This is a genomic window from Xylophilus ampelinus, assembly GCF_003217575.1.
Classification (GTDB): Bacteria; Pseudomonadota; Gammaproteobacteria; order Burkholderiales; family Burkholderiaceae_C; genus Xylophilus; species Xylophilus ampelinus.
Genome location: NZ_QJTC01000017.1, coordinates 1 through 23212, shown reverse-complemented (window position 1 = coordinate 23212; position 23212 = coordinate 1). Strand labels below are relative to the sequence as shown.

Genomic DNA, 23212 nt, shown 5'->3' with positions numbered 1-23212 from the left:
CAGGACCCGCCGGGTGCGCTCAATCCCGCGTGACCCGCAGCACTTCTTCGGGGCTGGTGATGCCTTCGCGCACCAGCCGTTCGCCGTCTTCGCGCATCAGCTTCATGCCGCCGGCCAGCGCCATGTCGCGGATCTTGGCTTCCGATTCCTGGTTGTGGATCTGGGCGCGGATCGCGTCGTCCACCACCAGCAGCTCGAACACGCCGGTGCGGCCGCGGTAGCCGCTGGTCTCGGTGGGGTCGAGCTTGCGCACCAGGCGCTGGGCCAGCACGCCGAGCAGCGAGCTGCTCAGCAGGAAGGGCTCGACGCCCATGTCGGTCAGGCGGGTGATCGCGCTGGCGGCGTCGTTGGTGTGCAGCGTTGCCAGCACCAGGTGGCCGGTGAGCGAGGCCTGGATGGCGATCTGCGCGGTCTCGAAATCGCGGATCTCGCCGATCATGACGATGTCCGGGTCCTGCCGCAGGATGGCCCGCAGCGCCCGGGCGAAGGTCAGGTCGATCTTGCCGTTGACCTGGGTCTGGCCGACGCCCGGCAGCTCGTACTCGATCGGGTCCTCGACCGTCATGATGTTGTTGGCGGTGGCGTCGAGCCGGGCCAGCGAGGCGTAGAGCGTGGTGGTCTTGCCCGAGCCGGTGGGCCCGGTCACCAGGATGATGCCGTGCGGCTGCCGGATCAGCCGCTCGAAGCGGTGCAGCACGTCGCCCAGCATGCCGACCGATTCCAGGCTGATCTTGCTCTCGCTCTTGTCGAGCAGCCGCAGCACCGCCCGCTCGCCGTGGGCCGACGGGATGGTCGAGACGCGCACGTCCACCGCCCGGGTGCCGATGCGCAGGCTGATACGGCCGTCCTGCGGCAGGCGCTTTTCGGAGATGTCCAGGTCGGCCATGATCTTCAGGCGCGATATCAGGGCCGCATGCAGCGCGCGGTTGGGCTGCACCACCTCGCGCAGCGCGCCGTCGACCCGGAAGCGCACGCTGCTGTGGCGCTCGTAGGGCTCGATGTGGATGTCGCTGGCGCCGTCGCGCGCGGCCTGGGTCAGCAGGGCGTTCAGCATCCGGATGATGGGTGCGTCGTCGGCCGTTTCCAGCAGGTCTTCTATCGCCGGCAGGTCCTGCATCATGCGGGAGAGGTCGGCGTCGCTCTCGACCTCGCTCACCACCGTGGCGGCGCTCGATTCGCCCTGGGCGTAGGCGGCGCTGATGCGCTGCACCAGCACCGGCACCTCGGCCCGCTGCAGGGCGGCCACCGGGTACTTGCGCAGCACCTCGCTGCAGGCGGCGCTGTCGGGTACCGGCCCGTGCCAGAGGGTGAGCGCGCCGGCGTCGTCTTCCAGCAGCAGCTGGTGGGTGCGGGCGAAGGCGTAGGGCAGCGGGTGGCGCATCAGGCGGGGGCTCCGGGCCGGTCGGGAGTGGGGCGGATCACGGGCTTTCCTGGCGGGTGGCCGGGTCGGCGGTGGCGGGCAGGGCACCGCGCAGCGGCGGGCCCGACGGCCGGGTGACCGTCGGCGGCAGCGGTGGCGGGACCAGGGTGGTGCCCTGGATGCCGCCGCCCGCATCCTTGCGGGGCGTGGGCGCCGGCATCGGCGGCAGCACCGGCGCGCCGCTGACGCCGTTCATCACGGTGCTCGGCGCGGGCTGGATGTTCTGCTGCAGCGCCCGGATCGCCTCGTAGCGGTCCTGCGTCAGCGAATCGCTCTCGGCCGCGTCGCGCACCACCACCGGCCGCAGGAACACCATCAGGTTGGTCTTGCGGCGGCTGCGGTTCTCGTTGCGGAACAGGCCGCCCACCAGCGGCACGTCGCCCAGCACCGGGATCTTGTCCTGGCTGAGCGAATAGTCGTCCTGCAACAGGCCGCCCAGCACCACGATGCTGCCGTCGTCGACCAGCACGTTGGATTCGATCGAGCGCTTGTTGGTGGTCGGGCCGTTCTGGTTGGCGATGGTGCTGGTGTCGACGCTCGAGACCTCCTGGTAGATCGCCATCTTCACCGTGCCGTTCTCGTTGATCTGCGGCTTGACCCGCAGCGTCAGGCCCACGTCCTTGCGCTCGACGGTGGTGAACGGGTTGACGGTGCTGCTGCCGGTGCTGTTGGCGTAGGAGCCGGTCGGGAACGGCACGTTCTGGCCGATGATGATCCGCGCCTCTTCGTTGTCGAGCGTCAGCAGGTTGGGGGTCGAGAGGACGTTGGCATCGCCCGAGGTCTGCAGGAAGTTGGCCAGGGCGCCCAGGTAGTAGCGGCCGTTGATCCGCGGCGCCAGCGCCAGGTTGAAGCCGCGCGAAGGACCCGTGCCGTTGGTCACGGCCGAGGCCAGGCCCGTGGTGCCGCCGGCTGCGGCCAGGGCGAGGCCGATGATGTTGCTGCCGGCCACGCCGGAGTTGTTGCCGATCACGCCGACCGTGCCGTCGCCGCTGTTGCCCAGCGCCGTCTGCCACTGGATGCCGAAATCGGCCACCTTGCTGGCGTTCACTTCCACGATCAGGCTCTCGACCAGCACCTGCGCGCGCCGGCCGTCGAGCTTGTCGATCACCGCGCGCAGCTGGCGGTAGAGCGGCTCGCTCGCGGTGATGATCAGCGAGTTGGTGGCCGGGTCGGCCTGGATGCTGCCGCCGGTCGAGGGCATCGCGCTGTTGGCGAAGTTGGACGACGCGCTGCTGCCGAGGGCCGCGTTGCTGCCGCCGGCCGCTCCGAAGCTGCCGACATTGCCGCTGCTCCCGCCGAAACCCGAAGGGCTCGACGACATGCCGCCCTGCTGCGGCACGCCGGTGGTGCCGCCGCCGGGCAGGGCGCCCGCCACCCCGCTGTTGCCGCTGGCAGCGGCCAGCGAGGCCATCGCGGCGCGCAGTGTCACCGCCAGCCGGGTGGCTTCGGCGTTCTTCAGGTATACGACGCGGATGTTGCCGGCGTCGCCGTTGGCGCCGTCCTGCGTGGGCTGGTCGAGCCGCGCCACCAGGGAGCGCACCAGCGACACCCGGGCCGGGTTGGCCGCCCGCAGGATCAGCGCGTTGCTGCGCGGCTCGGCGATCAGCGTGGTGCGGAAGGCGTTGTCGGTCTGGCCCTGGCCGCCGGGCACGCCGGTGGGCTGGGCACCCGGCAGGCCGCCGGCCACAGGTGCCGACCCGGAGCCGTCGATCAGCCGCGAGACCAGCGGCGCCAGGTCGGTCGCGACCGCGTGGCGCAGCGGGATCACCTCGACGTCGCTCGCGTTCGAGACGTCCATCGTCGCGATGATCTTGCCTATCCGCTGCAGGTTCTCGGCGTAGTCGGTGATGACCAGCGAGTTGTTGCCCGGGTTCACGTTGATCGTGTTGTTGGGGCTGATCAGCGGCCGCAGCACCGGCACCAGGTTGTTGGCGTTCTCGAAATTGAGCTTGAAGATCTGGGTGACGATCTGGTTGCCCGCCGCGCCGCCGGTGGCCGGCGCGACGGTGACCGCGCCGCCCTGCAGTTTGCCGTCGGCCTCGGGCACCACCTTGTAGAGCCCGGCCGATTCGACGACGGTGAAGCTCTGCAGCCGCAGCGCCGCCAGGAACTGGTTGAAGGCCACGGCCGGCGGCACCGGACGCTCGGTCACCAGCGTCATCGTGCCCTTGACCCGCGGATCGACCACCACGTTGCGGCCGGTGATGGTCGACATGGTGCGGGCCACCGCCTCGATGTCGGCATTGGCGAAGTTGAGCGTCACCGGCTCCCGCGCGCCGACCGAAGGGGGCGCCGCACCGCGGGCGGCCCGGCTGTTCTGCGCCAGTGCGCTGTTGAAGCCGAAAAGGCCCGTAGCCGGCGTCCCGCCCAGGCTTGCTGCTACGGAAATTGTAGCAACACGCAGAACGGATCGCTGGAAGAAGCGCTGGGGGCGCGGCGCGCGCGGCGTTCGGTGGGTCATTCGTCAACCTACGGTGATGAGAGAACGGGCGCCGCTGCGGCGACCGATGATGTTCAGGAGGTTCGAGAGCGCCGCTTCGCGGTCGGGCGCGGCCGAGGCCTCGCCGTCGAAGCGCAGGCGCGAGCCGACCCAGCGGCCCTGGCCGGTGAGCTGCAGCGCGCCTTCGAGGGTCTGCAGGCCCAGCGTCGGCAGCTCGCCGCCGGCCAGCACCAGCCGGTAGCTGCCCATCGGGCGCAGCGGCGAGAGCTGCGACGACATGCCGAGCGCATCCAGCTGCGCGCGGCCGGCCAGCACCAGCCGGCCCTGTGCGATCTCGACCGCCAGGCCCTGGGTGGCCAGCGCCAGGTCGCCCTGGGGCTTGAGCGTGTTCCACGGCGTGCCCAGGCCCGCCAGCAGGGCCGCCGGCCAGCGCGAGCCGCTGTCGGCCACCACGATGCGGGCGCCGCCGCGGCGCAGGTGCACCCGCAGCGCGACCGGCTCGGGCGTGCAGCAGGGCGCCTGCAGCTGCAGCGACAGGCCGTCCCAGGTGGGGCGCAGCCGCCAGCGCAGCCGGTCGGGCAGGGCGGCGGCGTCGGAGCTGCCGGCGCCGCCGGTCAGCACCAGCTGGGCGGTGCCGTTCCAGACGGTGCCGGCGGGCGCCGCCAGCAGCAGTTGGCCCTGGGTGGCGTCGGCCAGCGCGCCGCTCAGCCAGCGTGCCGGGGCGAACAGCACCAGGGTGGCCAGCAGGCCCAGTACCGCGCCGACGGTGGCCCAGCGCCAGCCGGCAGAGGGCGCACGGCCGGGGCGGGAAACAGAGGAAGAGCGGCGGGCCATGGGGAGCGAAAGGCTATCAGGGCGATGGAGGGCGGGTTCTCAGCGCGCCGGCAGCGCCAGCACGAGCGTGCCGTCCCAGCGCGGCCCCCGATCGGGCGGCGCGGTGACCACTGCGGCGGGCGCGTTCTGAGAGAAATCGGGCGCCGGCGGCCGGGCCGCGGCGGCGTTGCCGACGGGCGCGGCCGGCGGTGCACTGCGCATCAGCTTGCCCTCGATCGGCAGCGCATGCGCATTGGCGCGGGCCCGGGCCAGCCAGGCGGCCAGCACCTCGGGCGGCGTGCCGCGCAGGGTGACGGTGGCCCGCTCGCCGACGACGCTCAGCCGCCCGGTGCCGGCCAGGCCGTCGCGCACCGAGGCTTCCAGGGCGCGCAGCGATTCGTCGTAGCCGGCCTTGGGCTGGGCCTTCAGGCGCCGGGCCTCGGCCTGCAGGGCCAGCAGCCGCTGCTGCTGCGCGTCGAGCGTGTTGCGGCGGGTCTCTGCCACCTGCAGGGTGCGCAGGGCGGGGGCCAGCGCCACCCACCAGACCAGTGCGATGCCGACGGCGGCCGCCGCCAGCCGCACCATCGAGCGCTCGCGTGCGGCCAGGGCGTTCCAGCGGGCGCGCAGGGTGAGCGGTGCCGCCGGGGTGCTGCGAGGCGAGGCGTTCATCGGGTCGGGTCCAGTCGGCAGGGGCGGTCGGGAGAATCGGCTTGTGCGGCTTGTGGGCGGCGAGATCGAAGCGACGCGGTCACGGCATGCCTTCCTGGCGCAGCACCAGCACCTCGCCCTCGGTGCCGGCGGCGATGCCCTGGGCGCGCAGCTTCTCGACGAGCGGCGCGACCTGCGCCGGGTCGAAGCCGCGCAGCCGCAACTCGTCGTTCAGGAAGTCGACCGACTGGACCGATGCGCCCGGCGGCAACGCGGTGCCCACGGCCGACAGCAGGCCCTCCAGTCCGGCGCCCGCGCCGACGCCGGTGGCCTGGCGCAGCAGCGCCAGCTCGCGCTCCATCTGCACCGGCGCATCGACCACCACCCGCACCGACGGGAAGGTCTGCGTCAGCACCGCATGCAGGGCCGACTGGCGGGCGTCGAGCGCGCTGCGCTCCTTCCAGGCCCAGGCGTTCAGGCCGACCAGCTGGGCCACCAGCAGCACGCCCAGGCCCCAGCGGGCCGCGCGCCACTGCGGCGCCCGCAGCAAGCCGGCCATCAGCGATCCGGCGCGCTTGACGGCGCGGCGGCGGCCCGAGCTGGCCAGGTCGAACTGGGCCAGGTCCCAGCGGCCGCGGGCTGCGACCAGCCAGCGCTCGGCCGGTGTCTGCAGCGGCAGCGGGCGGCCGGCCAACTGCTCGGCCAGCGCGGCGACGGCGGGCTCGGCCCAGAAGAGGGGCGGCGGCGCATCGGCATCGGCCGGCCGGCCCGACAGGGCCAGGCCCAGCGCACCGGCCGACAGCGGCAGCACCGACACGGCGGTGCCGTACCGCTCGCCGACGACGACCAGCTGCGCGTCCTCGGGCGTGCCGACCGCATGGAGCCGGGGCTGCGGCAGCGCGGCGTCGTCTGGCGCGAACTCGGGCACGATCCGCGCCACTCGGCGGCCGGCGGCCTCAAGGCGCTGCAGGGCGTTGCGCAGCCAGGCCCGGTCGCAGACGGCCACCCAGGCGGGCACGCCAGGGGCGGCGTCGGGCGCCAGGGCGAAGTGCAGGTGGGCGGGGTCGTCGAGCAGACGGTCTTCCAGCAAGCCGTCGAGCACCGCGCGCACCCGCTGCGGCGGGCTGCCTGCGCGGATGCCGCGCGGCAGCTCCACCCGCTGCCACGACAGGGCGCGGGCCGGCACCACCGCCACCACCTCGCCGCCGGGTCGACCCGGCTGGGGCAGCAGGGCGGGGCGCGCGCTGGCCTGGCGCAGGGCGGCGTGGCCGTCGGCCGTCAGCACGTAGGGCAGGTCCACGGCACCGGCGTCGGGGGGAAGGTAGACGATCAGGGTGCTCATGGACGGTGGTCGGCGGGTTGGGGACGATTGTAGAGAGGCGCCGTGTCTGCCGGACGGCGCCGGCGCACCCTGTCGGGCGGCGCCGGCGCATTCGATGCCCTCCTGTTCAACGTGCCGCCGCTTCCTGGGCGGCCTGCAGCGCCTGCGCCACGCCGATCGCACCGCGCTCGCGCCAGACGGTGGCGACCGCATTGCCGTCGCGCTGCACCAGCGAGCGTTCCTCGACCACCGCGTTGTCGAGCCGCAGCCGGCCACGCACCTCGAAATAGCGGCTGGCGACCGCGACGACGGCTGGATCGGGCACCGTCTCCATCTGGAGGGCCTTGCGTATGTTCTCGCCGTCGCGCAGGTAGTTGCCGGCGCGCGACGCCACCAAGCGCTGGGCGGACGAGGCGTCGATCTCGGGCAGGGCCGCGGCGATGACCAGGGCATCGGCGGTGTTGACGTTGACCGGCGTCGTTTCGGGCAGCATCGTGGCGTAGGGCGCCAGGGCCTGCAGAGTCCCGAGCGAAACGCCGAACCAGGCGAACTGCTCCAGGCGCTGCGGCAGCAGCGGCGCGTCGGGGTCCACCGTGCCGGTCGCGGCCGTGGCGCCGGTGCCGGTGGTGCCCGTCGTGGTGCCGGTGGACGAGGTCGTGGTGCCGGTATTCGTGCCGGGCATATTGCTTCCGGCCGTCGCCGCCGAACCGGCCAGCGCCTGCCGCATGCCTTCGGCGATCCGGTCCAGTTCTTGCACCGGCAGGCCCAGCTGGGCGAACAGCTTCTGGAACGCTGCGCGCCAGGAGGCGGAGATGCGGCCGTTGGTGTCGATCAGGTTGCGCAGGTTCAGCCGGCCTTGCATGTCGAGGATCTGGCCGGAGAGGAATGCGTCGCGCACGTCGTCGCTGGCCTCCGCTCCCGCGCCCGAGCGGTCGGCGGCGGCCAGGAAGCTGGAGAGCCGCGCCTCCTGCAGCGGCAGCGCCCACGGCTCGCCCAGGTGGTCAGCCGGGCCGCTTGGATTGCGCAGGTTGGCGTTGCCGTCCTCGCGCAGGATCAGCCGCGACCAGTCGAGCGCGCCGACGAGGATCCAGGCGGCCTGCATCCGGGCGCGCTCGGCGGTCTCGATCTCGGTGCTGCGCCATTGCTGCCACATGGCGGCGGCGGCGAAGGTGGCGACCAGCGTCACCGTGAGCATCGCGGCGAGCAGGGCGGCGCCGCGCTGCGCGGCGGCGTGGCGCGGTCTCACGACTTGCCCCCGCCCACGGTGGGGCCGACCCAGTCGCGCACCAGCGGCCCGCTGATCGCCTGGCCGGGCGAGAGCACCAGGACCAGCCGCACGCCCTCGGGCACGGTGGGGATGCCGTTGGCGCTGGCGATGGTGGCGGCGGTGCCTTCGCTGGAGAGCGGGTTGCTCCAGGCGTTGTTGCGGTAGTAGTAGATCTGCCACTCGGACAGCGCGGCGATGGCCACCTGCCGCGCGCGCTGGGCCTCGCCCGGGTTCTGGGCCCAGAGGGCGGCCTGCTGCCAGGCGTCTTCCCACTCGCCGCGGGTGGTGAGCGGCGGCGATTCCCAGCGCAGCCAGGACAGGCCGGTGGGCGTGGCGCCGCGCGCCCAGGCCACCACCCGCAGGCCTTCGGCGTCGCCGCCGCTGCCGCGCCGGGTGATGCGCAGTGCGCGGCCGTCCCAGTCGAGCGCCTGCAGCCGCTGCACCGCCGTCACCGCGTCCAGGTCGGCCGTCCACTGGGCGAGGCCCGCCTGCAGCGCCAGCACCTCGTCGGAGCGGGCCTTGGTCTGCTCCTGCGTCCGGGCCATGCCGTCGAGGCCGCGCCAACTCATGATGGCCAGCAGCGCCATCACGACCAGCGCGACCAGCAGCTCCACCAGGGTGAAGCCGCCGATGCGGGCCGGGCGCCTGCGCCGCGGGGCCGCCATCAGTACTGCCCCACGATGGTGGAGAGCGTCAGGACCGGGCCGCCGCCGCCCTGCACCTGGGCGTCGACTCGGCGAAAGCTCGGGTTGGGCGTGGGCCGCACCGCGACCGAGACCGCGAACTCGCGCCCGCCCTGGGCGCAGGGCACGGTGCTGTCGCCGATGCCGGGCATCTGCCGCGACAGGCGCACCCGCACCAGCTCGTTCTCGGCGCAGAGCTGGGCCAGCACCAGGTCGGACTGGCGCAGCGCGTTGCGGGTCAGCGCGCTGGTCGCCTGGCTGCCGGCCAGCAGCGCGATGGCGACGATGCCCAGCGCCACCAGCACCTCGATCAGGGTGAAGCCGCGGGCAGGGCCGCGCACGGCGGCCGGGCGGCGGCTCACGGCGCCGCCACCGAGAACGGACGCAGGCCGTCGGTCGCCACCCGCAGCGCGCGGTCGGGTCGGGCGGCGCTGTAGAGCAGCACCTGCTGCGCGCCGATCAGCGGCTCGGGGCCCAGGCGCAGCACCGCGTCGCCCGCCACCAGCACGCCGGGCGCCAGCCAGCCGCTGGGCAGCGCGCCGGGCGGCAGGCCGTCGAAGACGAAGCCCTGCGCCGTCGGCCGCCAGCGCACCGGCACGCCGCTGGCGCGCGACTGGGCACGGGCACCGTCGAGCAGCGCGGCCAGCCGCTCGGCCTCGCGCTCCAGCTGGGTCTGGCTGCCGTCGCGCAGGGCGAAGGCGACGCCGGCGGTCGAGAGGGCGATGATCGCGATCACCACCATCAGCTCCAGCAGGGTGAAGCCGCGCGCCGTGCGGCGGCGCGTGGCGGAACGAGCGGATTTTTGAAAAGAAAAGGGCTGCAGCCTGTATTCCGCGCCGACCTCTAGCTCTCTTTTCGATAGCAAATGCTCCGAGGCGGCTTCACCATACCGCGCTTGCAGGGAAGCGGCCGGGGCGGCGGGCGGGCCGGCCGGGGACGGTTGCATCATGGAAAAGGGCGGAAAGGAGGATCGTTCGGCGGCTGCCGCGTGGCAGTCCGCTCGCGGCATGCATACCGCGGCGCGTCCTGCGCCTTGCTGCCGGGCCTCTGCCCGGTTTTCCCGGATACGTCACGGTGCATGACACGCTCTACTGCCAGCTGCCCACGTCCGCGTTCTTGCCCTCGCCGCCGGGCTGGCCGTCGGCGCCGAAGGACATCACGTCGATCTCGGCCTTCACGCCCGGGTTGAGGTACTGGTACGGCCGACCCCAGGGGTCGTTGGGCAGCTTTTCCAGGTAGGGCTTCCAGTTGCCGGGCACCGGCGGGTTCGTGGGCCGGGCGATCAGCGCCTGCAGGCCCTGCTCGGCGGTGGGGTAGCGCTGGTTGTCGAGGCGGTAGAGCTTCAGCGCCTGGACCAGGTTGTTGACGTCGGTGCGGGCGGCGGTGCTGCGGGCGTCGTCGGCACGGTCGAGCACGTTGGGTACGATCAGCGCGGCCAGCACGCCGATGATGACCAGCACCACCATCAGTTCGATCAGGGTGAAGCCGGCCCGGATGCGGCGCAGCGGTCGGCGAGGGAGTGTCGTGGGATGCATGGCGGATGACGATCGTGACAGGGCAGCGGAGCCACCGGACGTTCCATGATAATCCGCGCATGCAACAGCCCGATGCAGCCCGCCGGACCCGCCGCGCCGCCACCACCGCCCTCTGGGCGCTGGCCGTCGGGAGCATCGTCTTCTGGGGGCTGCGCCTGGCGGCCCCGCCTGTCGCGGCGGTCTATGCGCCGCTGGCGGCCGTCCCCGGGCCGCCGGCCGATCCGATGGCCGTGGGCCGGGCCCTGGGCGCCGTTACCGACGCGCCGGTCGCCGTAGCCGCGGCGCCCACCCGCTTCACCCTCCTGGGCGTGGTGGCCGGGCGCAGTTCCGGCGGCACCGCGCTGATCGCCGTCGACGGCCAGCCGGCGCGGCCGTTCCGGGTGGGCAGCGCGGTGGCGCCGGGGGTGGTGCTGCAATCGGTCGGGCCGCGCCGGGCCTACCTGGGCGGCGACGGCTTGGCGGCGGTGACGCTGGACATGCCGGTCCTGAAGTAGGCGGCGCTGCCGGGCGGTGCCGATCGGCGCGGTGCGCCTCTCTGCGTCGGCTGGCGAATGCCTGATCGGCGGCGTCGATAGCAAACTCAACCGGGCGTGATCGACGCCTTGCCCGCCGCGGGCGCGGGCAGTTCCACGACCGCCCAGCCGCCGAAGGCCAGCCCCTCCTTCGGCCAGTCGCCCGCCCGCGCCACCTGCCGGACACCGGCCGTCAGCAACCGTGCCGCACGGCCCACGCCGGCATGGGCGATCCAGGCGACGTCGGCTTCGCCGGATGGCCCGAGTTCGTCGAAGGCCTCCGCCACCCGTGCAAGGAAGCCCTGCACGCTCTCGCCGCCGCCGGGCGCATGGTGGGCGAAATCGGCGGTCCAGGCATCGAGCCGTTCGGCGCCGAGCGCGTCCCAGGCATGGCCTTCCCAGTCACCGAAATCCATCTCGGCCAGGCGCGGATCGGGGGTGGAGGGCAGGTCGGGCCGCAGCCGGTGCAGGGCGTCGGCCAGCGCGGTGCAGCGCTGCAGCGGGGACCGGACGACGCGGCAGCCCGCGGGCAGCGCGGCGGCCAGGGCCTCGGCCGCGCGCCGGGTGGCGGCCGGGTCGGCGGGCACGTCGGTGCGGCCGTAGCAGATGCCCGGCGCCAGCAGCGGCACCGCGTGGCGCACCAGCCAGAGCCGGGTCATCGCAGCGCCACGGCCGCGGCCAGGTAGAAGGCGATCTCGCAGACCTGCTGGGTGGCACCCAGGCAGTCGCCGGTGAAGCCGCCCAGCCGGCGCCTGAACAAGCGGTAGGCGGCATAGCATGCCAGCGCCGTCGCCGCCATGCATGCTATTAAATAAATAGCGCCATGTCGGTATGCGGCGCCGGCCAACGGCACGAAACACCATAAAAACGCGATGGCCACCGCGCACCGGCCGATCCGGTCGGCCAGCGGCTTGCTCTTGGAGCGGGCGGTGTCGCCCACGTGCGGCAGCGCGCGGATCAGCAGCAGCGGCGCGAACCGCGACAGCACATGGGCGCTGTACAGCGCCACCACGGCGGTGCCGGTGCCGCGTGCACCCAGTCCCGCCAGCAAAGCGACCTTGCAGAGCAGGCCCAGCACCAGCGCCAGCGTGCCGTAGGCGCCGATCCGCGAGTTCTTCATGATGTCGAGCGCCCGCTCGCGGTCGGCGCTGCCGCCCAGGCCGTCGGCCACGTCGGCCAGGCCGTCCTCGTGGAAACCGCCGGTCAGCCAGACGGTGGCCACGGTGCAGAGCGCGGCGGCCGCCAGCGGCGTGAACGGCCCCGGGCCCAGGACCCAGGCGGCCAGCGCGTAGACGACGCAGGCGAAGCCGCCCACGATCCAGCCGATGCCCGGCAGATGCGCCGCGCTGGCGCGCAGCATCGCGGGGCTGAAGCCCACCCAGTCGGCAAGCCGGCCGGTGACGGGGATGCGGGTGAAGAACTGCAGTGCCACCAGGAAGCGGCGCACCGGGTCGAGGCTCATCGCGGCGATGCCCGGCCGCCCATTAGCGCAGGAACAGGCGGTAGGCCGGGTTGGCGGTTTCCTCGATCCACGGGTAGCCCAGGTCGGCCAGGAAGGCGGCGAAGGCCGCGTCGTCCTCGGCCGGCACCTGCAGGCCGACGAGGATGCGGCCGTAGTCGGCGCCCTGGTGGCGGTAATGGAACAGGCTGATGTTCCAGTTGGGCCGCATCAGATGCAGGAACTTCAGCAGCGCGCCCGGCCGCTCGGGGAAGACGAAGCGCAGCAGCCGCTCGGACGCGCCCGCGTCGGCCGCATCGACCGGCACCCGGCCGCCGACCAAGTGGCGCAGATGCTCCTTGGCCATCTCGTCGTGGGTCAGGTCGAGCGCCGGAAAGCCCAGCGCGCCGAAATGCGCGGCGATGCGCACCGATTCGCCGCGCGCCACGGTGGTCAGGCCGACGAAGACATGCGCCTCCGACGGGCCGGCCATCCGGTAGTTGAACTCGGTCACGTTGCGCGGGCCGCCCTGCAGGGTGCCGATGCTTTCGCAGAACCGGCGGAAGCTGCCGCGCTCCTCGGGCACGGTGACGGCGAACAGCGCCTCGCGCTCCTCGCCCACCTCGGCCCGCTCGGCCACGAAGCGCAGCCGGTCGAAATTCATGTTGGCGCCGCAGAGCACCGCGGCATAGGTCTCGCCGGTGGTGCCGTGAGTGGCGACGTACTGCTTGATCGCGGCCACCGCCAGGGCGCCGGCCGGCTCGACGATGCTGCGGGTGTCGACGAACACGTCCTTGATCGCGGCGCAGACCGCATCGGTATCGACGGTGACGAAGCCGTCGACCAGGCCGCTGGCGGCGATGCGGAAGGTCTCGGCGCCGACCAGCTTGACGGCGGTGCCGTCCGAGAACAGCCCCACGTCGGGCAGCGTGACCCGGTGGCCGGCGGCGACCGACTGCATCATCGCGTCGGAATCGTTCATCTGCACCCCGATCACCTTGACGCCCGGGCGCACCGCCTTGATGTAGTTGGCGACACCCGAGACCAGCCCGCCGCCGCCGATGGCGACGAAGACCGCATCCAGCCGATCCGAGCCCGGGCCCTGGCCGATGCCCTGCACCTGGCGCAGGATCTCCATCGCGATGGTGCCCTGGCCGGCGATCACGTCGGGGTCGTCGAAGGGGTGCACGAAGGTCAGGCCGCGCGCCTGCTCCAGCAGGGCGGCGTGTTGGTAGGCGTCGGAATAGCTCTCGCCGTGCAGCACCACGTCGCCGCCGAAGCCGCGCACCGCGTCGATCTTGAGCCGCGGCGTGGTCGTCGGCATCACCACCACCGCGGTGGTGCCCAGCTTGCGGGCGCTCATCGCCACGCCTTGGGCATGGTTGCCGGCCGAGGCGCAGATCACGCCGCGGGCCAGCTGTTCGGCCGAGAGGTGCGCCATCTTGTTGTAGGCGCCCCGCAGCTTGAAGCTGAAGACCGGTTGCTGGTCCTCGCGCTTCAGGAGCACCGTGTTGCCAAGCCGCTCGCTGAGGTTGCGCGCCCGCTCCAGCGGGGATTCGATCGCCACGTCGTAGACCCGCGCATTCAGGATGCGGGTCAGGTAGTCGGCCGGGGTGAGGGAATGGGGCGAGAGCGGGGAGGGCGTAGGAACAGCGGTCATGGGGAAAGCCGGCAGCGGCATGACAGGCGGTTGAGCGGGCCGGGCGCCCGCGCCGTGCGCAGCGGGGCGATCATACGGTGCCAAGAAAAAAGCCCCGAGCCTTACGGCTAGGGGCTAAATCCACCAAAAGAGGAGGTGGAGGAGACAACGGTTGCAAGCGGAGCGGGTAATTCCTGATGGAGTTCCCGAGTCGTTATGCTTGGATGCAGTATAGCGGGAGGCTTTGTTGCGATGCAACAGACCGTCCGCGATTTCCGTCAATGGTTGGCAAATCGCCACATTCACCGCGCAGAAAGAAGAAACTTCCATGGAATGCACCGTCAGCTGGACCGGCGCCGCCGGAACCCGCTCCCGCATGGGCTTCGTGGCCGAGACCGGCAGCGGCCACGTCGTGGCGATGGACGGCGCGCCCGACGAGGCCCGCCCCGAGAACGGTGGCCGCAACCTCGCCCCCCGCCCGATGGAGATGCTGCTGGCCGGCACCGGCGGCTGCACCGCCTACGACGTGGTGCTGATCCTGCGCCGTAGCCGGCACGCGGTGAAGGGCTGCTCGGTACACCTGAGCAGCGAGCGCGCGCCGGCCGACCCGAAGGTGTTCACCAAGATCCACATGCAGTTCACCGTGACCGGCACGGGCATCCCGGCCGCGGCGGTGGAGCGCGCGATCGCGATGAGCCACGACAAGTACTGCTCGGCCAGCATCATGCTGGGCGCGACCGCCACGATCACGACCGGCTTCGACCTGGTCGAGAGCTGAAGGCCGGCCTGCCGAGCGCCGTTGCTCAGACGTAGTGGGCAGTGGTCGTCATGATGCGGGCGGCGCCGCGCATCAGCAGCCGCACCGGGGCGGGCAGCTCGACCCCGCCGGCGGCCCGTGCCTCGGCGGCGTGCGCCTCCTCGTCGGCCTTCATCTGCGCCACGACGGCGCGCGAGGCGCCGTCGCCCTCGGGCAGCCGCTCCAGGTGGCTGCCCAGGTGTTCGCCCACCTGCTGCTCGGTTTCGGCCACGAAGCCCAGGCTGACGCGGTCGCCCGCGGCGCCGGCCAGCAGGCCCAGCGCGAAGGCGCCGCCGTACCAGAGCGGATTGAGCAGGCTCGGGCGATCACCCAGGTCGTCGAGCCGCCGACGCGTCCAGGCGAGGTGGTCGGTCTCCTCGCGGGAGGCTTCCTCGAAATGCGCCCGCAGCGCCGGATCCCGGGTGACCGCGGCCTGCGCGGTGTAGAGCGCCTGGGCGCAGACCTCGCCGACATGGTTGACCCGCATCAGCGCGCCGGCCAGCCGCCGCTGCGCCGGATCGAGTTCGGCGGCGACGCCCTCGGGCGCGGGGCGCCCTCCGTGCGGAACGGCGAAGAGGGTGCGGAGCGCGGCGTCGGCGGCGATCAGAAAACGGTCCATACGGAAGGTGCTCCAGGGCTCGGCGGACGGCCAAGATAGCACGCCCCGCACAAGCGCCGGAAACTTCAAACGGCCGCCTCCCGCGGCATCTCGATCGACGGATCGGCGTCCCCGGACGTGGTCGCCGGTGGAAAATCGACCGGCCGCGCGGCGGGCGTTCGCCACGGTTTCTGATCCGTGCTCAAGTCGGCGGGTTTTCGGTCGAAATAGGGGCAGGCCCCCTCAGACGAGAACCCGTCTCGGCAGTGAAGGCCGTTTCGTTGCATCGTCGCAACGAAACGGCTTTTCTTCTCTGTTTACGGCCTAAATCCTTTGCGCAACCTCCGAGCGTCTGTTGCAATAACACCAACTTCCATCAAGGAGGTTGGCCCGGGGAACCGGCGGGATCAGGCTACGGTGCGAGCCGGCCTTGCCCCTCGTACCGGAGCCCTATGTTTAACCTTGGAGAAACTCGCAATGAAAAAATCCCTGATTGCCCTGGCTGTGCTGGCTGCTTCCGGCGCCGCGATGGCACAGTCCTCCGTCACCCTGTTCGGCGTGGTCGACGCCGCTGTGACGCGTATCGGCGGTTCCGGCGGCGCGGGCAACCGCGTCGGTCTGTCGCAAGGTGGTAACAGCGCCAGCCGTCTGGGTTTCCGCGGTACCGAAGACCTCGGCGGCGGTCTGGCTGCCAGCTTCTGGCTCGAAGGTACGGTCGGTGTCGACGACGGCCAGGCGTCTGGCTTTTCTTTCGACCGCCGCTCCACCGTGAGCCTGGCCGGTCCTTTCGGTGAAGTCCGCCTCGGCCGCGACTACTCGCCGTCGTTCTGGAACATCACCACGTTCGATCCGTTCGGTACGCGTGGCGTCGGCCAGGCAATGGACGTCTACCGTCCAGGTCTTGCGAACCCCGTCCGCAACAACAACACCATTGGCTACTTCCTGCCTGCCACCCTGGGCGGCTTCTACGGCCAACTGCAGTACGGCTTCGGCTCGGAGCCAGCCTCCACCGCCGTCAACGACAAGGCGGGCCGCTACATCGGTGGTCGCGTCGGCTTCGCCAACGGCCCTCTGAACGTGGCAGCATCGCTCGGCGAAACCAAGCAAGCCTTCCTGCCTGCCAACGGCGCAGTCGGTGGCGACCTGAAGCAAGCCAACATCGGCGCTTCGTACGACTTCGGTATCGTCAAGCCTGTGATTTACTACGCTCAGTCCAAGGTTGACAACGGCACCGTCGCAAACGGTATCGCCAACACCAAGCTGAACACCCTGCTGATCGGTGCTACCGCTCCTCTGGGTGCTGGCGAACTGCGCGCTTCCGTGGCCCGCTACGACCTGAAGAACAGCAACGCCGACGCGAACAAGTTCGCTCTCGGCTACGGCTACAACCTGTCGAAGCGTACCCAGGTGTACACGACGGTTTCCCGTGTGAGCAACAAGGGTGGCGCTGCTTACGGTGTCGGCACCGGTGGCGGTACCCTGACCACCGTTGGTCAAGGCGTCGCAGGTCTGGCAGGCGTTGGCTTGGCAGGTCGCAATGTGACCGGCTTCGACATCGGCGTTCGCCACTCCTTCTGATTTCCCGCCGGCGTGAGCCGGTTGGAATTCGAAGCGAAAAGCCGCTGGCCCTCGGGTCAGCGGCTTTTTTTATATGCGGTTTCATGGGCTGGTGCTCAGAAGCTCCATTTGCCCCCGGAAATGGTGGCAAATACCTAGCTTGCGTAACAGGGGCTGTCGTAAGGTGCATGCCATGCAGAAAATCTTTGCGTGGATCACGGTACTGCCTGTCGTGGCACTTCTGGCGGGTTGTGCCGTGCCGATACGACCGGCCGCGACAGCGAGCGATGCGGCCCTCGGCTGGGGCGGCACCGATGCCAGCGGCGCGGCCCGGCAATGGGTCCACAAAGAGTTTCCGGGCAAGCAGTCCACCGAGTACGAGTACGCCTTCGACGGCAAGACGCCGAGTGTCCGCGCCCGGTCCGACGGCTCGGCCAGCATGCTGAAGACCCCGCTGCAGGTGCCGCCCGAGGCGATCGGCCATCTGCAGTTCTCCTGGAAGGTGCCGGCCCTGATCACCGACGCCGACATGACGCGGCGCGATGCCGACGATGCGCCCTCGCGCGTGGTCCTGGCATTCGAAGGCGACCGCAGCCGCTTCTCCACCAAGGACGCGATCCTGTCGGAACTGGCCCGCACCCTGACCGGCGAAGATATGCCCTATGCCACGCTGATGTACGTATGGTGCAACAAGCGCCCGGTCGGCAGCGTGATCGCCCATCCGCGCAGCGAGCGCATCAAGTCGATCGTGGTCGAGTACGGCCCCGCGCGGCTGGGCCAATGGCTGGCCTACGACCGGGACGTGCGGGCCGATTTCGAAAAGGCGTTCGGCGAGGCGCCGGGGATGCTGGCGGGCATCGGTGTCATGACCGACAGCGACAACACCGTCTCGCGCGCCCTGGCCTGGTACGGCCCGGTGCGGCTGGCGCCCCTGGTCGACACTTCGCAGTCGGTCGCTTCCAATCCCTGAGAAGCCGCAGGCCACACTGGATACGTGCGGGACGTTCCTGCAGTCCCGGCCCCGGTCCGCTAGCCTGCTTCGGCGTAGCGTTTGCTGCGCAGGTTGTTTTTCATCTGCTGCGGCACCGGCTGCAGTGCGTTGCCGATCCGCAAGGCCACGCAGGTCGCCAGGATGTCGACGATGGTCAAGTGCAGCAGGCGCGAGACCCTCGGGCTGTAGCGGTCGTAGCCCTCGGGATGGTCGGCCGCCAGGTGGATAGGCCCGGCCGAGGCCAGGGGCGAGCCGCTGGCGGTGATCACGATGGTGGTGATCACGATGGTGGTGGCGCCGTTGCGGCGAGCGATGTCGGCGGCGTCCATCAGGTCGCGGGTGCGGTCCGAGTTGGAGATGATCACCACGCAGTCGCCCGGCCCGAGCATGGTGGCGCTCATCACCTGCATGTGGCCGTCGCTGTAGGCGATGGCGGTCACGCCCAGGCGGAAGAACTTGTGCTGCGCGTCGAGCGCGACGATGCCCGAATTGCCCACGCCGAAGAACTCGATCCGCCGCCCGGTCTGGTAGGTGGCCGCCAGGGCGGAGGTCGCCCGCTCGATCGCCACCGGGCTCGCCTCGTTGCGGTATTTCTGCAGCGCCGCGGTGGTGTTGTCGATCATCCTGACCAGCACGTCGGCCGTCTTGTCGTCCGCATCCACGCTGCGGTGGATGAAGGGCACGCCCTCGACCACGGTGCCGGCCAGCTTGCGCTTGAAGTCCGACAGCCCGTCGTAGCCCACACTGCGGCAGAACCGCACGACCGTCGGCTTGCTCACATGCGGCCTATCGGCCAGCTCGACCACCGGCAACAGCGAGAACGCCCGCGGATCCGCCAGCACCAGCCGCCCCACCCGCTGTTCCGCCGGCGCCAGCGATGGCAACGACGCCCGCACCCGATCCAGCATGCCCCCGGCGTCAACCACGGACGCCCCCCGCAAACAAAGCGCTTCCGCCGCGCCCCGCCGAAAACAGCGCACAGCGGCACCCGCGCCCCCCACACGCCCAGGACTACCGCAGATCCGGCTCCGCCGGTCCGCCGGTGGTGCCCCCGGCGAGGGGGAAGGCGCAGCACACGCAGTGAGCGGAGCCTGGGGGCGGGCTCAAATGGCTTCGCTCCAGCAATGCCCGTCCCGCGCGATCATCGCGCTCGACGCGCTCGGTCCCCAGGTGCCGGCCGCATACGGGCGCGGCTCCTGATGGCCGCTCTGCCAGTGGTCGAGGATCGGCTCCACCCAGCGCCAGGCGGCCTCCTGCTCGTCGCTGCGCACGAACAGGTTGAGCCGGCCGTCGATCACGTCGAGCAGCAGCCGCTCGTAGGCACCCACCCGCTCGGAGCCGAAGCGTTTGTCGAAGTCCAGGTCCAGCTGCACCGGAGAGAGGGTCTGCGTGCCCGACCGGGTGCCGGCCTTGGTGCCCTTGCGCTCGACCTGACCCTCGGCCAGCAGGTGCAACTCCAATCCGTCCTTGGGCTGCAGGTTGATCACCAGCTGATTGAAGGCGCCGCCCACCGGGGTGCCGTAGATAGGGTGCGGCGCGGGCCGGAAGTTGATCTCGATGCGCGAATCGCGGGAGGCCAGCCGCTTGCCGGTGCGGATGTAGAAGGGTACGCCCGCCCAGCGCCAGCTGTCGATCTCGGTACGCAGCGCCACGAAGGTCTCGGTGGTGCTGGCCGGGTCCACGCCCGGCTCCTCGCGGTAGCCCCGCACCCGCTCGCCGTAGGCGGTGCCGGCGGTGTACTGGCCGCGCACCACGTGCAGGCCCAGCGTCTCGGGCGTCCAGAGGCGCAGCGAGCGCAGAACCTTCAGCTTCTCGTCGCGAATCGCGTCGGCGTCGGCGCTGATCGGCGGCTCCATCGCGATCGCGCAGAGCAGTTGCAGCGCATGGTTCTGCACCATGTCGCGCAGCGCGCCGGTGGTCTCGTAGAAGGCGCCGCGCTTCTCCACGCCCAGGTCTTCGGCGATGGTGATCTGGATGTTGGCGATCAGCTCGCGCCGCCACAACGGCTCGAACAGCGCATTGCCGAAGCGCAGGGCGAACAGGTTCTGGACCGACGGCTTGCCAAGGTAGTGGTCGATCCGGAAGATCTGCTGCTCGCTGAAGACCTGCCGCACCGCGGCGTTGATCTCGCGATTGGAGGCCAGGTCGTGGCCCAACGGTTTTTCCAGCACGATGCGGGTGCGCGGCGTGGCCAGGCCCGCGGCGCCCAGCTGTTCGCAGGCGGTGGTGAAGAGCGTCGGCGCGGTGGCGATGTACATCACCACCGTCTCGGCGTTGCGCTCGTCGAGCCGGGTTTTCAGCCGGGCGTAGTCGCCGGGCTTGGACACGTCGAGCCGCACGTAGTGCAGCATCTCGGCGAACTTGGCGAATTCCTTGGCATTGGGCCGCTTGGCGCCTTCCACCTCTTCGAAGCGCGACTGGATCAGCGTGCGGTACTGGCCGTCGCTCAGATCGTCGCGGGCCACGCCGATGATGCGGCCTCGCGCCGGCAGGGTGCCGTGGCGGAACGCCTGGAACAGGGCAGGCATGAGCTTGCGCCAGGCCAGGTCGCCGGTGCCGCCAAACAGTACGAGTTCGAAGGACATGGGGATGCAGGTGCTGTGAGGCTTCGACTTTAACGGGGTTTGCCGATGCCGACCGATACCGGCCGGGCGCCGCGGCCGCGCCGCCGTGCGGCTGCGCACAGGCCTGCGGCGGGAGGGCCACTACACTTTTACCGTTCCGGACTCCGTCTCCGGCCCGCTTTCTCCCGCAGCAGCAGCAACCTCAGGATGCGCATGAACCAACTCGACGCCCTCAAGCAGTTCACCACCGTCGTGGCCGACACCGGCGATTTCCGCCAGCTGGCGCAATTCCAGCCGCAAGACGCCACCACCAACCCGTCGCTGATCCTCAAGGCGGTGCAGAAGCCCGACTACCGGCCGCTGCTCGACCAGACCGTCGCCCGGTTCAAGGATCGGCCGCTCGATGAGCTGACCGACCGCCTGCTGGTGCGCTTCGGCGCCGAGATCCTCTCGATCATCCCCGGCCGCGTCTCCACCGAAGTCGATGCGCGCCTGTCGTTCGATACCGAGGCCACCTACAGCCGGGCCGAGCGCATCGTCGAGCTGTACGAAGCCGAGGGCGTGCGCATCGACCGGGTGCTGATCAAGGTCGCCGCCACCTGGGAGGGCATCCAGGCCGCCGAGCGGCTGGAGCGGCGCGGCGTCCATACAAACCTGACGCTGCTCTTCTCCTTCGCCCAGGCGGTGGCCTGCGGCCAGGCCCAGGTGCAGCTGATCTCGCCCTTCGTCGGCCGGATCTACGACTGGTACAAGAAATCGGCCGGCAGCGCCTGGGACGAGGCGGCCAACGCCGGCGCCAACGATCCGGGCGTGCGGTCGGTGCGGCAGATCTTCGAGCACTACAAGCGCTTCGGCATCGCCACCGAGGTGATGGGCGCGAGCTTCCGCAACACCGGACAGATCGCCGCGCTGGCCGGCTGCGACCTGCTCACCATCAGCCCCGAGTTGCTGGCCGAACTGGCCGCCACCGATGCGCCGCTGCAGCCGGGGCTCGACCCCGCCGCCGCACGCCACAAGGAACTGGAGCCGGTGAACTACGACGAGGCCGGCTTCCGCTTCGCCCTGAACGAGGACGCGATGGCCACCGAGAAGCTGGCCGAAGGCATCCGCGGCTTCACCGCCGATGCGCGCAAGCTCGACCAACTGCTGCAGCAGCAGGCCGCCTGAGCCGCGAGGAGCCCCGATGACCCGACCAGAAGACGATCTCTCCCGCTTTCCCCGCTGCGATGCCGCGCCTGCCTGGGCCGCGCTGCAGGCCCACTACCAGGCCACGGGCCGCACATTCGATGCGCGCCACGCCTTCGTCGCCGAGCCGGCGCGCTTCGACACCCTGAGCCAGGACGCGCCGCACCTCTTCGCCGACCTCTCGAAGAACCGCACCGACGCCGCCACCGAGGCCCTGTTGATGCAGCTGGCCCGCGAATGCGGCGTGGAGGCGCAGCGCGACGCGATGCTCGTCGGCGCCGCCACCAACGCCACCGAGGGCCGGGCGGTCCTGCACACGCTGCTCCGCGCACCGAAATCCGAACAAAAAGAGACCGCAGCCGGCGTTGTGAGCCGACTAGATGCTATAGAAAATGTAGCAAAGGCCGCACAAGCGGTACACGCCACCCGCGACGCGATGTTGGCCTATGCCGAACAGGTGCGGAGCGACGTGGCGATCACCGATATCGTCAACATCGGCATCGGCGGCTCCGACCTGGGGCCGCAGATGGCGGTGCTGGCGCTCGACGGCTACCGGGCGGCGGGCAAGCGCTTCCACTTCGTCTCCAACGTCGATGGCCACGAGTTGGCGGCGGTGCTGCGCGGACTGCGGCCGGAGAGCACGCTGTTCCTGGTCGCGTCGAAGACCTTCACCACCACCGAGACGATGGCCAACGCCGAGAGCGCCCGGTCGTGGTTCGCGGCGGCCGGGGGCCGGGACGTGGCGCGGCACTTCGCGGCCCTCACCACCAACGTCGCGGCGGCGCAGGCCTTCGGCATCGCGACCACCTTCGGTTTCTGGGACTGGGTGGGCGGGCGCTATTCGCTCTGGTCGTCGATCGGGCTGCCGATCGCGATCGCCATCGGTGCCCGGGCCTTCGAGGAGTTCCTGGCCGGCGCCCATGCGATGGACACGCACTTCCGCACTGCCCCGCTGGAGCGCAACCTGCCGGTGCGGCTTGGCCTGCTCGACGTCTGGTACCGCAACTTCCACGGCTTCGCCAGCCGCTGCGTGGCGCCCTACCACCAGGCCCTGAAACGCCTGCCGGCCTTCCTGCAGCAGCTGGAGATGGAGAGCAACGGCAAGCGGGTGGACCAGGGCGGCCGGCCGGTGGGCTACGCCACCTCGCCCGTCGTCTGGGGCGAGCCCGGCACCAACGGCCAGCATGCGTTCTTCCAGATGCTGCACCAGGGAACCGACGTCGTGCCGCTCGAATTCATCGCGGTGCGCGACGCGGCGCACGACCTGCCCGGCCACCACCCCAAGCTGCTGGCCAACGCGCTGGCCCAGGCCCAGGCGCTGCTGCAAGGGCAGGCGGACGCGGACGGACACAAGGATTTTCCCGGCAACCGGCCGAGTACCTTCTTCGTGCTGGAAAAGCTCGACCCGGCCACCCTCGGCGCGCTGCTGGCGCTCTACGAGCACCGCGTTTTCGTCAGCGGTGCGATCTGGGGCATCAACAGCTTCGACCAGTGGGGCGTGGAACTCGGCAAAGTGCTGGCCAAAGACATCGAGCCGCGCCTGGCCTCCGGCGATGCGCGGGGGCTCGATCCCTCGACCGCCGGATTGCTGGCGCGTTTGCGCGGTTGAAGCAGGGCTCGCGCTGCGTGATCGTGGCGCCAAGGCTTGCTGTCTTGGCAAGCACCGCAACGCTGCAGCCGGGCTTCTCCTAACGCTTTCGCGGGCACGTCCTAGTGTGGTGTCTCAAAAATAAGCCGAACTAAGTTGACGAATGGTTATCCATGAGTTTCCAAGTCCAGGAAACTACAAAGATGACCAGATCAGG

At 70.9% G+C, this 23212-nt stretch carries 22 protein-coding genes; 6 read left to right on the top strand and 16 right to left on the bottom strand.

Annotation, left to right across the window (positions count from 1 at the left end; translation table 11 throughout):
- Nucleotides 1-19: 19 nt before the first annotated feature.
- The 10 genes from DFQ15_RS11665 to gspG form a co-directional block, all read right to left on the bottom strand.
- Nucleotides 20-1381 carry a GspE/PulE family protein gene (locus DFQ15_RS11665; protein WP_110466147.1) on the bottom strand — a complete coding sequence of 454 codons (1362 nt, stop codon included), beginning with the start codon at nt 1379-1381 and terminating at the stop codon, nt 20-22.
- Nucleotides 1382-1418: 37 nt separating this feature from the next.
- Complete coding sequence (gene gspD / locus DFQ15_RS11660) at nt 1419-3881, bottom strand: type II secretion system secretin GspD (RefSeq protein WP_110466146.1); 2463 nt, start codon at nt 3879-3881, stop codon at nt 1419-1421.
- A gap of 3 nt (nt 3882-3884) precedes the next feature.
- Entirely contained in the window at nt 3885-4694 is an 810-nt protein-coding gene (gene gspN, locus DFQ15_RS11655; RefSeq protein WP_110466145.1) for a type II secretion system protein N, read from the bottom strand.
- Between the two features lie 39 nt (nt 4695-4733).
- On the bottom strand, nt 4734-5342 hold the full coding sequence (gene gspM / locus DFQ15_RS11650) for a type II secretion system protein GspM (RefSeq protein ID WP_110466144.1): 609 nt from the start codon (nt 5340-5342) through the stop codon (nt 4734-4736).
- A 79-nt stretch (nt 5343-5421) separates the two neighbouring features.
- Nucleotides 5422-6663, bottom strand: coding sequence for a type II secretion system protein GspL (gene gspL, locus DFQ15_RS11645; RefSeq protein ID WP_110466143.1), 1242 nt, complete (start codon nt 6661-6663; stop codon nt 5422-5424).
- A gap of 106 nt (nt 6664-6769) precedes the next feature.
- Nucleotides 6770-7888, bottom strand: coding sequence for a type II secretion system minor pseudopilin GspK (gene gspK / locus DFQ15_RS11640; protein ID WP_233504430.1), 1119 nt, complete (start codon nt 7886-7888; stop codon nt 6770-6772).
- The gene (locus tag DFQ15_RS11635) at nt 7885-8574 is read right to left on the bottom strand and encodes a PulJ/GspJ family protein (protein WP_110466142.1); all 690 of its coding nucleotides are present in this window, start codon (nt 8572-8574) and stop codon (nt 7885-7887) included. Before DFQ15_RS11635 ends, gspK begins: the two co-directional genes overlap by 4 nt.
- On the bottom strand, nt 8574-8954 hold the full coding sequence (gspI, locus tag DFQ15_RS11630; protein WP_110466141.1) for a type II secretion system minor pseudopilin GspI: 381 nt from the start codon (nt 8952-8954) through the stop codon (nt 8574-8576). Before gspI ends, DFQ15_RS11635 begins: the two co-directional genes overlap by 1 nt.
- Complete coding sequence (locus tag DFQ15_RS11625) at nt 8951-9415, bottom strand: pilus assembly FimT family protein (RefSeq protein ID WP_259292658.1); 465 nt, start codon at nt 9413-9415, stop codon at nt 8951-8953. Before DFQ15_RS11625 ends, gspI begins: the two co-directional genes overlap by 4 nt.
- A 265-nt stretch (nt 9416-9680) precedes the next feature.
- Complete coding sequence (gspG, locus tag DFQ15_RS11620; protein WP_110466140.1) at nt 9681-10127, bottom strand: type II secretion system major pseudopilin GspG; 447 nt, start codon at nt 10125-10127, stop codon at nt 9681-9683.
- A 59-nt stretch (nt 10128-10186) separates the two neighbouring features.
- Between gspG and DFQ15_RS11615 the strand changes: the two genes are divergently transcribed.
- The gene (locus DFQ15_RS11615) at nt 10187-10621 is read left to right on the top strand and encodes a type II secretion system protein N (RefSeq protein ID WP_110466139.1); all 435 of its coding nucleotides are present in this window, start codon (nt 10187-10189) and stop codon (nt 10619-10621) included.
- An 86-nt stretch (nt 10622-10707) separates the two neighbouring features.
- Here the strand turns inward: DFQ15_RS11615 and DFQ15_RS11610 are convergent, their stop codons facing one another.
- From DFQ15_RS11610 to ilvA, 3 genes are read right to left on the bottom strand one after another with little or no spacing between them, the layout of a single operon-like run.
- Nucleotides 10708-11298, bottom strand: a complete 591-nt coding sequence (locus tag DFQ15_RS11610; protein ID WP_110466138.1) for a histidine phosphatase family protein — start codon at nt 11296-11298, stop codon at nt 10708-10710.
- Nucleotides 11295-12101, bottom strand: coding sequence for an adenosylcobinamide-GDP ribazoletransferase (locus DFQ15_RS11605; protein WP_110466137.1), 807 nt, complete (start codon nt 12099-12101; stop codon nt 11295-11297). Before DFQ15_RS11605 ends, DFQ15_RS11610 begins: the two co-directional genes overlap by 4 nt.
- Nucleotides 12102-12123: 22 nt before the next feature.
- Nucleotides 12124-13737: a threonine ammonia-lyase, biosynthetic gene (gene ilvA / locus DFQ15_RS11600; RefSeq protein WP_110466136.1), complete on the bottom strand. Its 1614-nt coding sequence runs from the start codon at nt 13735-13737 to the stop codon at nt 12124-12126.
- A gap of 307 nt (nt 13738-14044) precedes the next feature.
- Between ilvA and DFQ15_RS11595 the strand changes: the two genes are divergently transcribed.
- Nucleotides 14045-14494 (top strand): OsmC family protein, encoded by a 450-nt coding sequence (locus DFQ15_RS11595; protein ID WP_110466135.1) that lies wholly within the window; start codon nt 14045-14047, stop codon nt 14492-14494.
- 25 nt (nt 14495-14519) lie between these two features.
- Here DFQ15_RS11595 and coq7 read toward each other — a convergent pair whose 3' ends face one another.
- On the bottom strand, nt 14520-15131 hold the full coding sequence (coq7, locus tag DFQ15_RS11590) for a 2-polyprenyl-3-methyl-6-methoxy-1,4-benzoquinone monooxygenase (RefSeq protein WP_110466134.1): 612 nt from the start codon (nt 15129-15131) through the stop codon (nt 14520-14522).
- 456 nt (nt 15132-15587) lie between these two features.
- Here coq7 and DFQ15_RS11585 point away from each other — a divergent pair, with 456 nt between their 5' ends.
- Entirely contained in the window at nt 15588-16688 is a 1101-nt protein-coding gene (locus DFQ15_RS11585) for a porin (protein ID WP_110466133.1), read from the top strand.
- 172 nt (nt 16689-16860) lie between these two features.
- On the top strand, nt 16861-17637 hold the full coding sequence (locus tag DFQ15_RS11580; RefSeq protein ID WP_110466132.1) for a DUF3047 domain-containing protein: 777 nt from the start codon (nt 16861-16863) through the stop codon (nt 17635-17637).
- A 59-nt stretch (nt 17638-17696) separates the two neighbouring features.
- Here the strand turns inward: DFQ15_RS11580 and DFQ15_RS11575 are convergent, their stop codons facing one another.
- Together DFQ15_RS11575 and zwf are read right to left on the bottom strand one after the other, a co-directional pair.
- The gene (locus tag DFQ15_RS11575; protein WP_110466131.1) at nt 17697-18566 is read right to left on the bottom strand and encodes a MurR/RpiR family transcriptional regulator; all 870 of its coding nucleotides are present in this window, start codon (nt 18564-18566) and stop codon (nt 17697-17699) included.
- 195 nt (nt 18567-18761) lie between these two features.
- Nucleotides 18762-20243, bottom strand: coding sequence for a glucose-6-phosphate dehydrogenase (gene zwf / locus DFQ15_RS11570; protein ID WP_110466130.1), 1482 nt, complete (start codon nt 20241-20243; stop codon nt 18762-18764).
- A gap of 192 nt (nt 20244-20435) precedes the next feature.
- Here zwf and tal point away from each other — a divergent pair, with 192 nt between their 5' ends.
- Nucleotides 20436-21389, top strand: a complete 954-nt coding sequence (gene tal / locus DFQ15_RS11565) for a transaldolase (RefSeq protein ID WP_110466193.1) — start codon at nt 20436-20438, stop codon at nt 21387-21389.
- A 16-nt stretch (nt 21390-21405) separates the two neighbouring features.
- On the top strand, nt 21406-23016 hold the full coding sequence (pgi, locus tag DFQ15_RS11560; RefSeq protein ID WP_110466129.1) for a glucose-6-phosphate isomerase: 1611 nt from the start codon (nt 21406-21408) through the stop codon (nt 23014-23016).
- The last annotated feature ends 196 nt before the right edge of the window (nt 23017-23212 follow it).

What these genes read in the sequence shown, in the direction of transcription:
- DFQ15_RS11665 (WP_110466147.1), bottom strand. Translation starts at nt 1,381, where the DNA reads ATGCGCCACCCGCTGCCCTACGCCTTCGCCCGCACCCACCAGCTGCTG.
- gspD (WP_110466146.1), bottom strand. Translation starts at nt 3,881, where the DNA reads ATGACCCACCGAACGCCGCGCGCGCCGCGCCCCCAGCGCTTCTTCCAG.
- gspN (WP_110466145.1), bottom strand. Translation starts at nt 4,694, where the DNA reads ATGGCCCGCCGCTCTTCCTCTGTTTCCCGCCCCGGCCGTGCGCCCTCT.
- gspM (WP_110466144.1), bottom strand. Translation starts at nt 5,342, where the DNA reads ATGAACGCCTCGCCTCGCAGCACCCCGGCGGCACCGCTCACCCTGCGC.
- gspL (WP_110466143.1), bottom strand. Translation starts at nt 6,663, where the DNA reads ATGAGCACCCTGATCGTCTACCTTCCCCCCGACGCCGGTGCCGTGGAC.
- DFQ15_RS11635 (WP_110466142.1), bottom strand. Translation starts at nt 8,574, where the DNA reads ATGGCGGCCCCGCGGCGCAGGCGCCCGGCCCGCATCGGCGGCTTCACC.
- gspG (WP_110466140.1), bottom strand. Translation starts at nt 10,127, where the DNA reads ATGCATCCCACGACACTCCCTCGCCGACCGCTGCGCCGCATCCGGGCC.
- DFQ15_RS11615 (WP_110466139.1), top strand. Translation starts at nt 10,187, where the DNA reads ATGCAACAGCCCGATGCAGCCCGCCGGACCCGCCGCGCCGCCACCACC.
- DFQ15_RS11610 (WP_110466138.1), bottom strand. Translation starts at nt 11,298, where the DNA reads ATGACCCGGCTCTGGCTGGTGCGCCACGCGGTGCCGCTGCTGGCGCCG.
- DFQ15_RS11605 (WP_110466137.1), bottom strand. Translation starts at nt 12,101, where the DNA reads ATGAGCCTCGACCCGGTGCGCCGCTTCCTGGTGGCACTGCAGTTCTTC.
- ilvA (WP_110466136.1), bottom strand. Translation starts at nt 13,737, where the DNA reads ATGACCGCTGTTCCTACGCCCTCCCCGCTCTCGCCCCATTCCCTCACC.
- DFQ15_RS11595 (WP_110466135.1), top strand. Translation starts at nt 14,045, where the DNA reads ATGGAATGCACCGTCAGCTGGACCGGCGCCGCCGGAACCCGCTCCCGC.
- coq7 (WP_110466134.1), bottom strand. Translation starts at nt 15,131, where the DNA reads ATGGACCGTTTTCTGATCGCCGCCGACGCCGCGCTCCGCACCCTCTTC.
- DFQ15_RS11585 (WP_110466133.1), top strand. Translation starts at nt 15,588, where the DNA reads ATGAAAAAATCCCTGATTGCCCTGGCTGTGCTGGCTGCTTCCGGCGCC.
- DFQ15_RS11580 (WP_110466132.1), top strand. Translation starts at nt 16,861, where the DNA reads ATGCAGAAAATCTTTGCGTGGATCACGGTACTGCCTGTCGTGGCACTT.
- DFQ15_RS11575 (WP_110466131.1), bottom strand. Translation starts at nt 18,566, where the DNA reads ATGCTGGATCGGGTGCGGGCGTCGTTGCCATCGCTGGCGCCGGCGGAA.
- zwf (WP_110466130.1), bottom strand. Translation starts at nt 20,243, where the DNA reads ATGTCCTTCGAACTCGTACTGTTTGGCGGCACCGGCGACCTGGCCTGG.
- tal (WP_110466193.1), top strand. Translation starts at nt 20,436, where the DNA reads ATGAACCAACTCGACGCCCTCAAGCAGTTCACCACCGTCGTGGCCGAC.
- pgi (WP_110466129.1), top strand. Translation starts at nt 21,406, where the DNA reads ATGACCCGACCAGAAGACGATCTCTCCCGCTTTCCCCGCTGCGATGCC.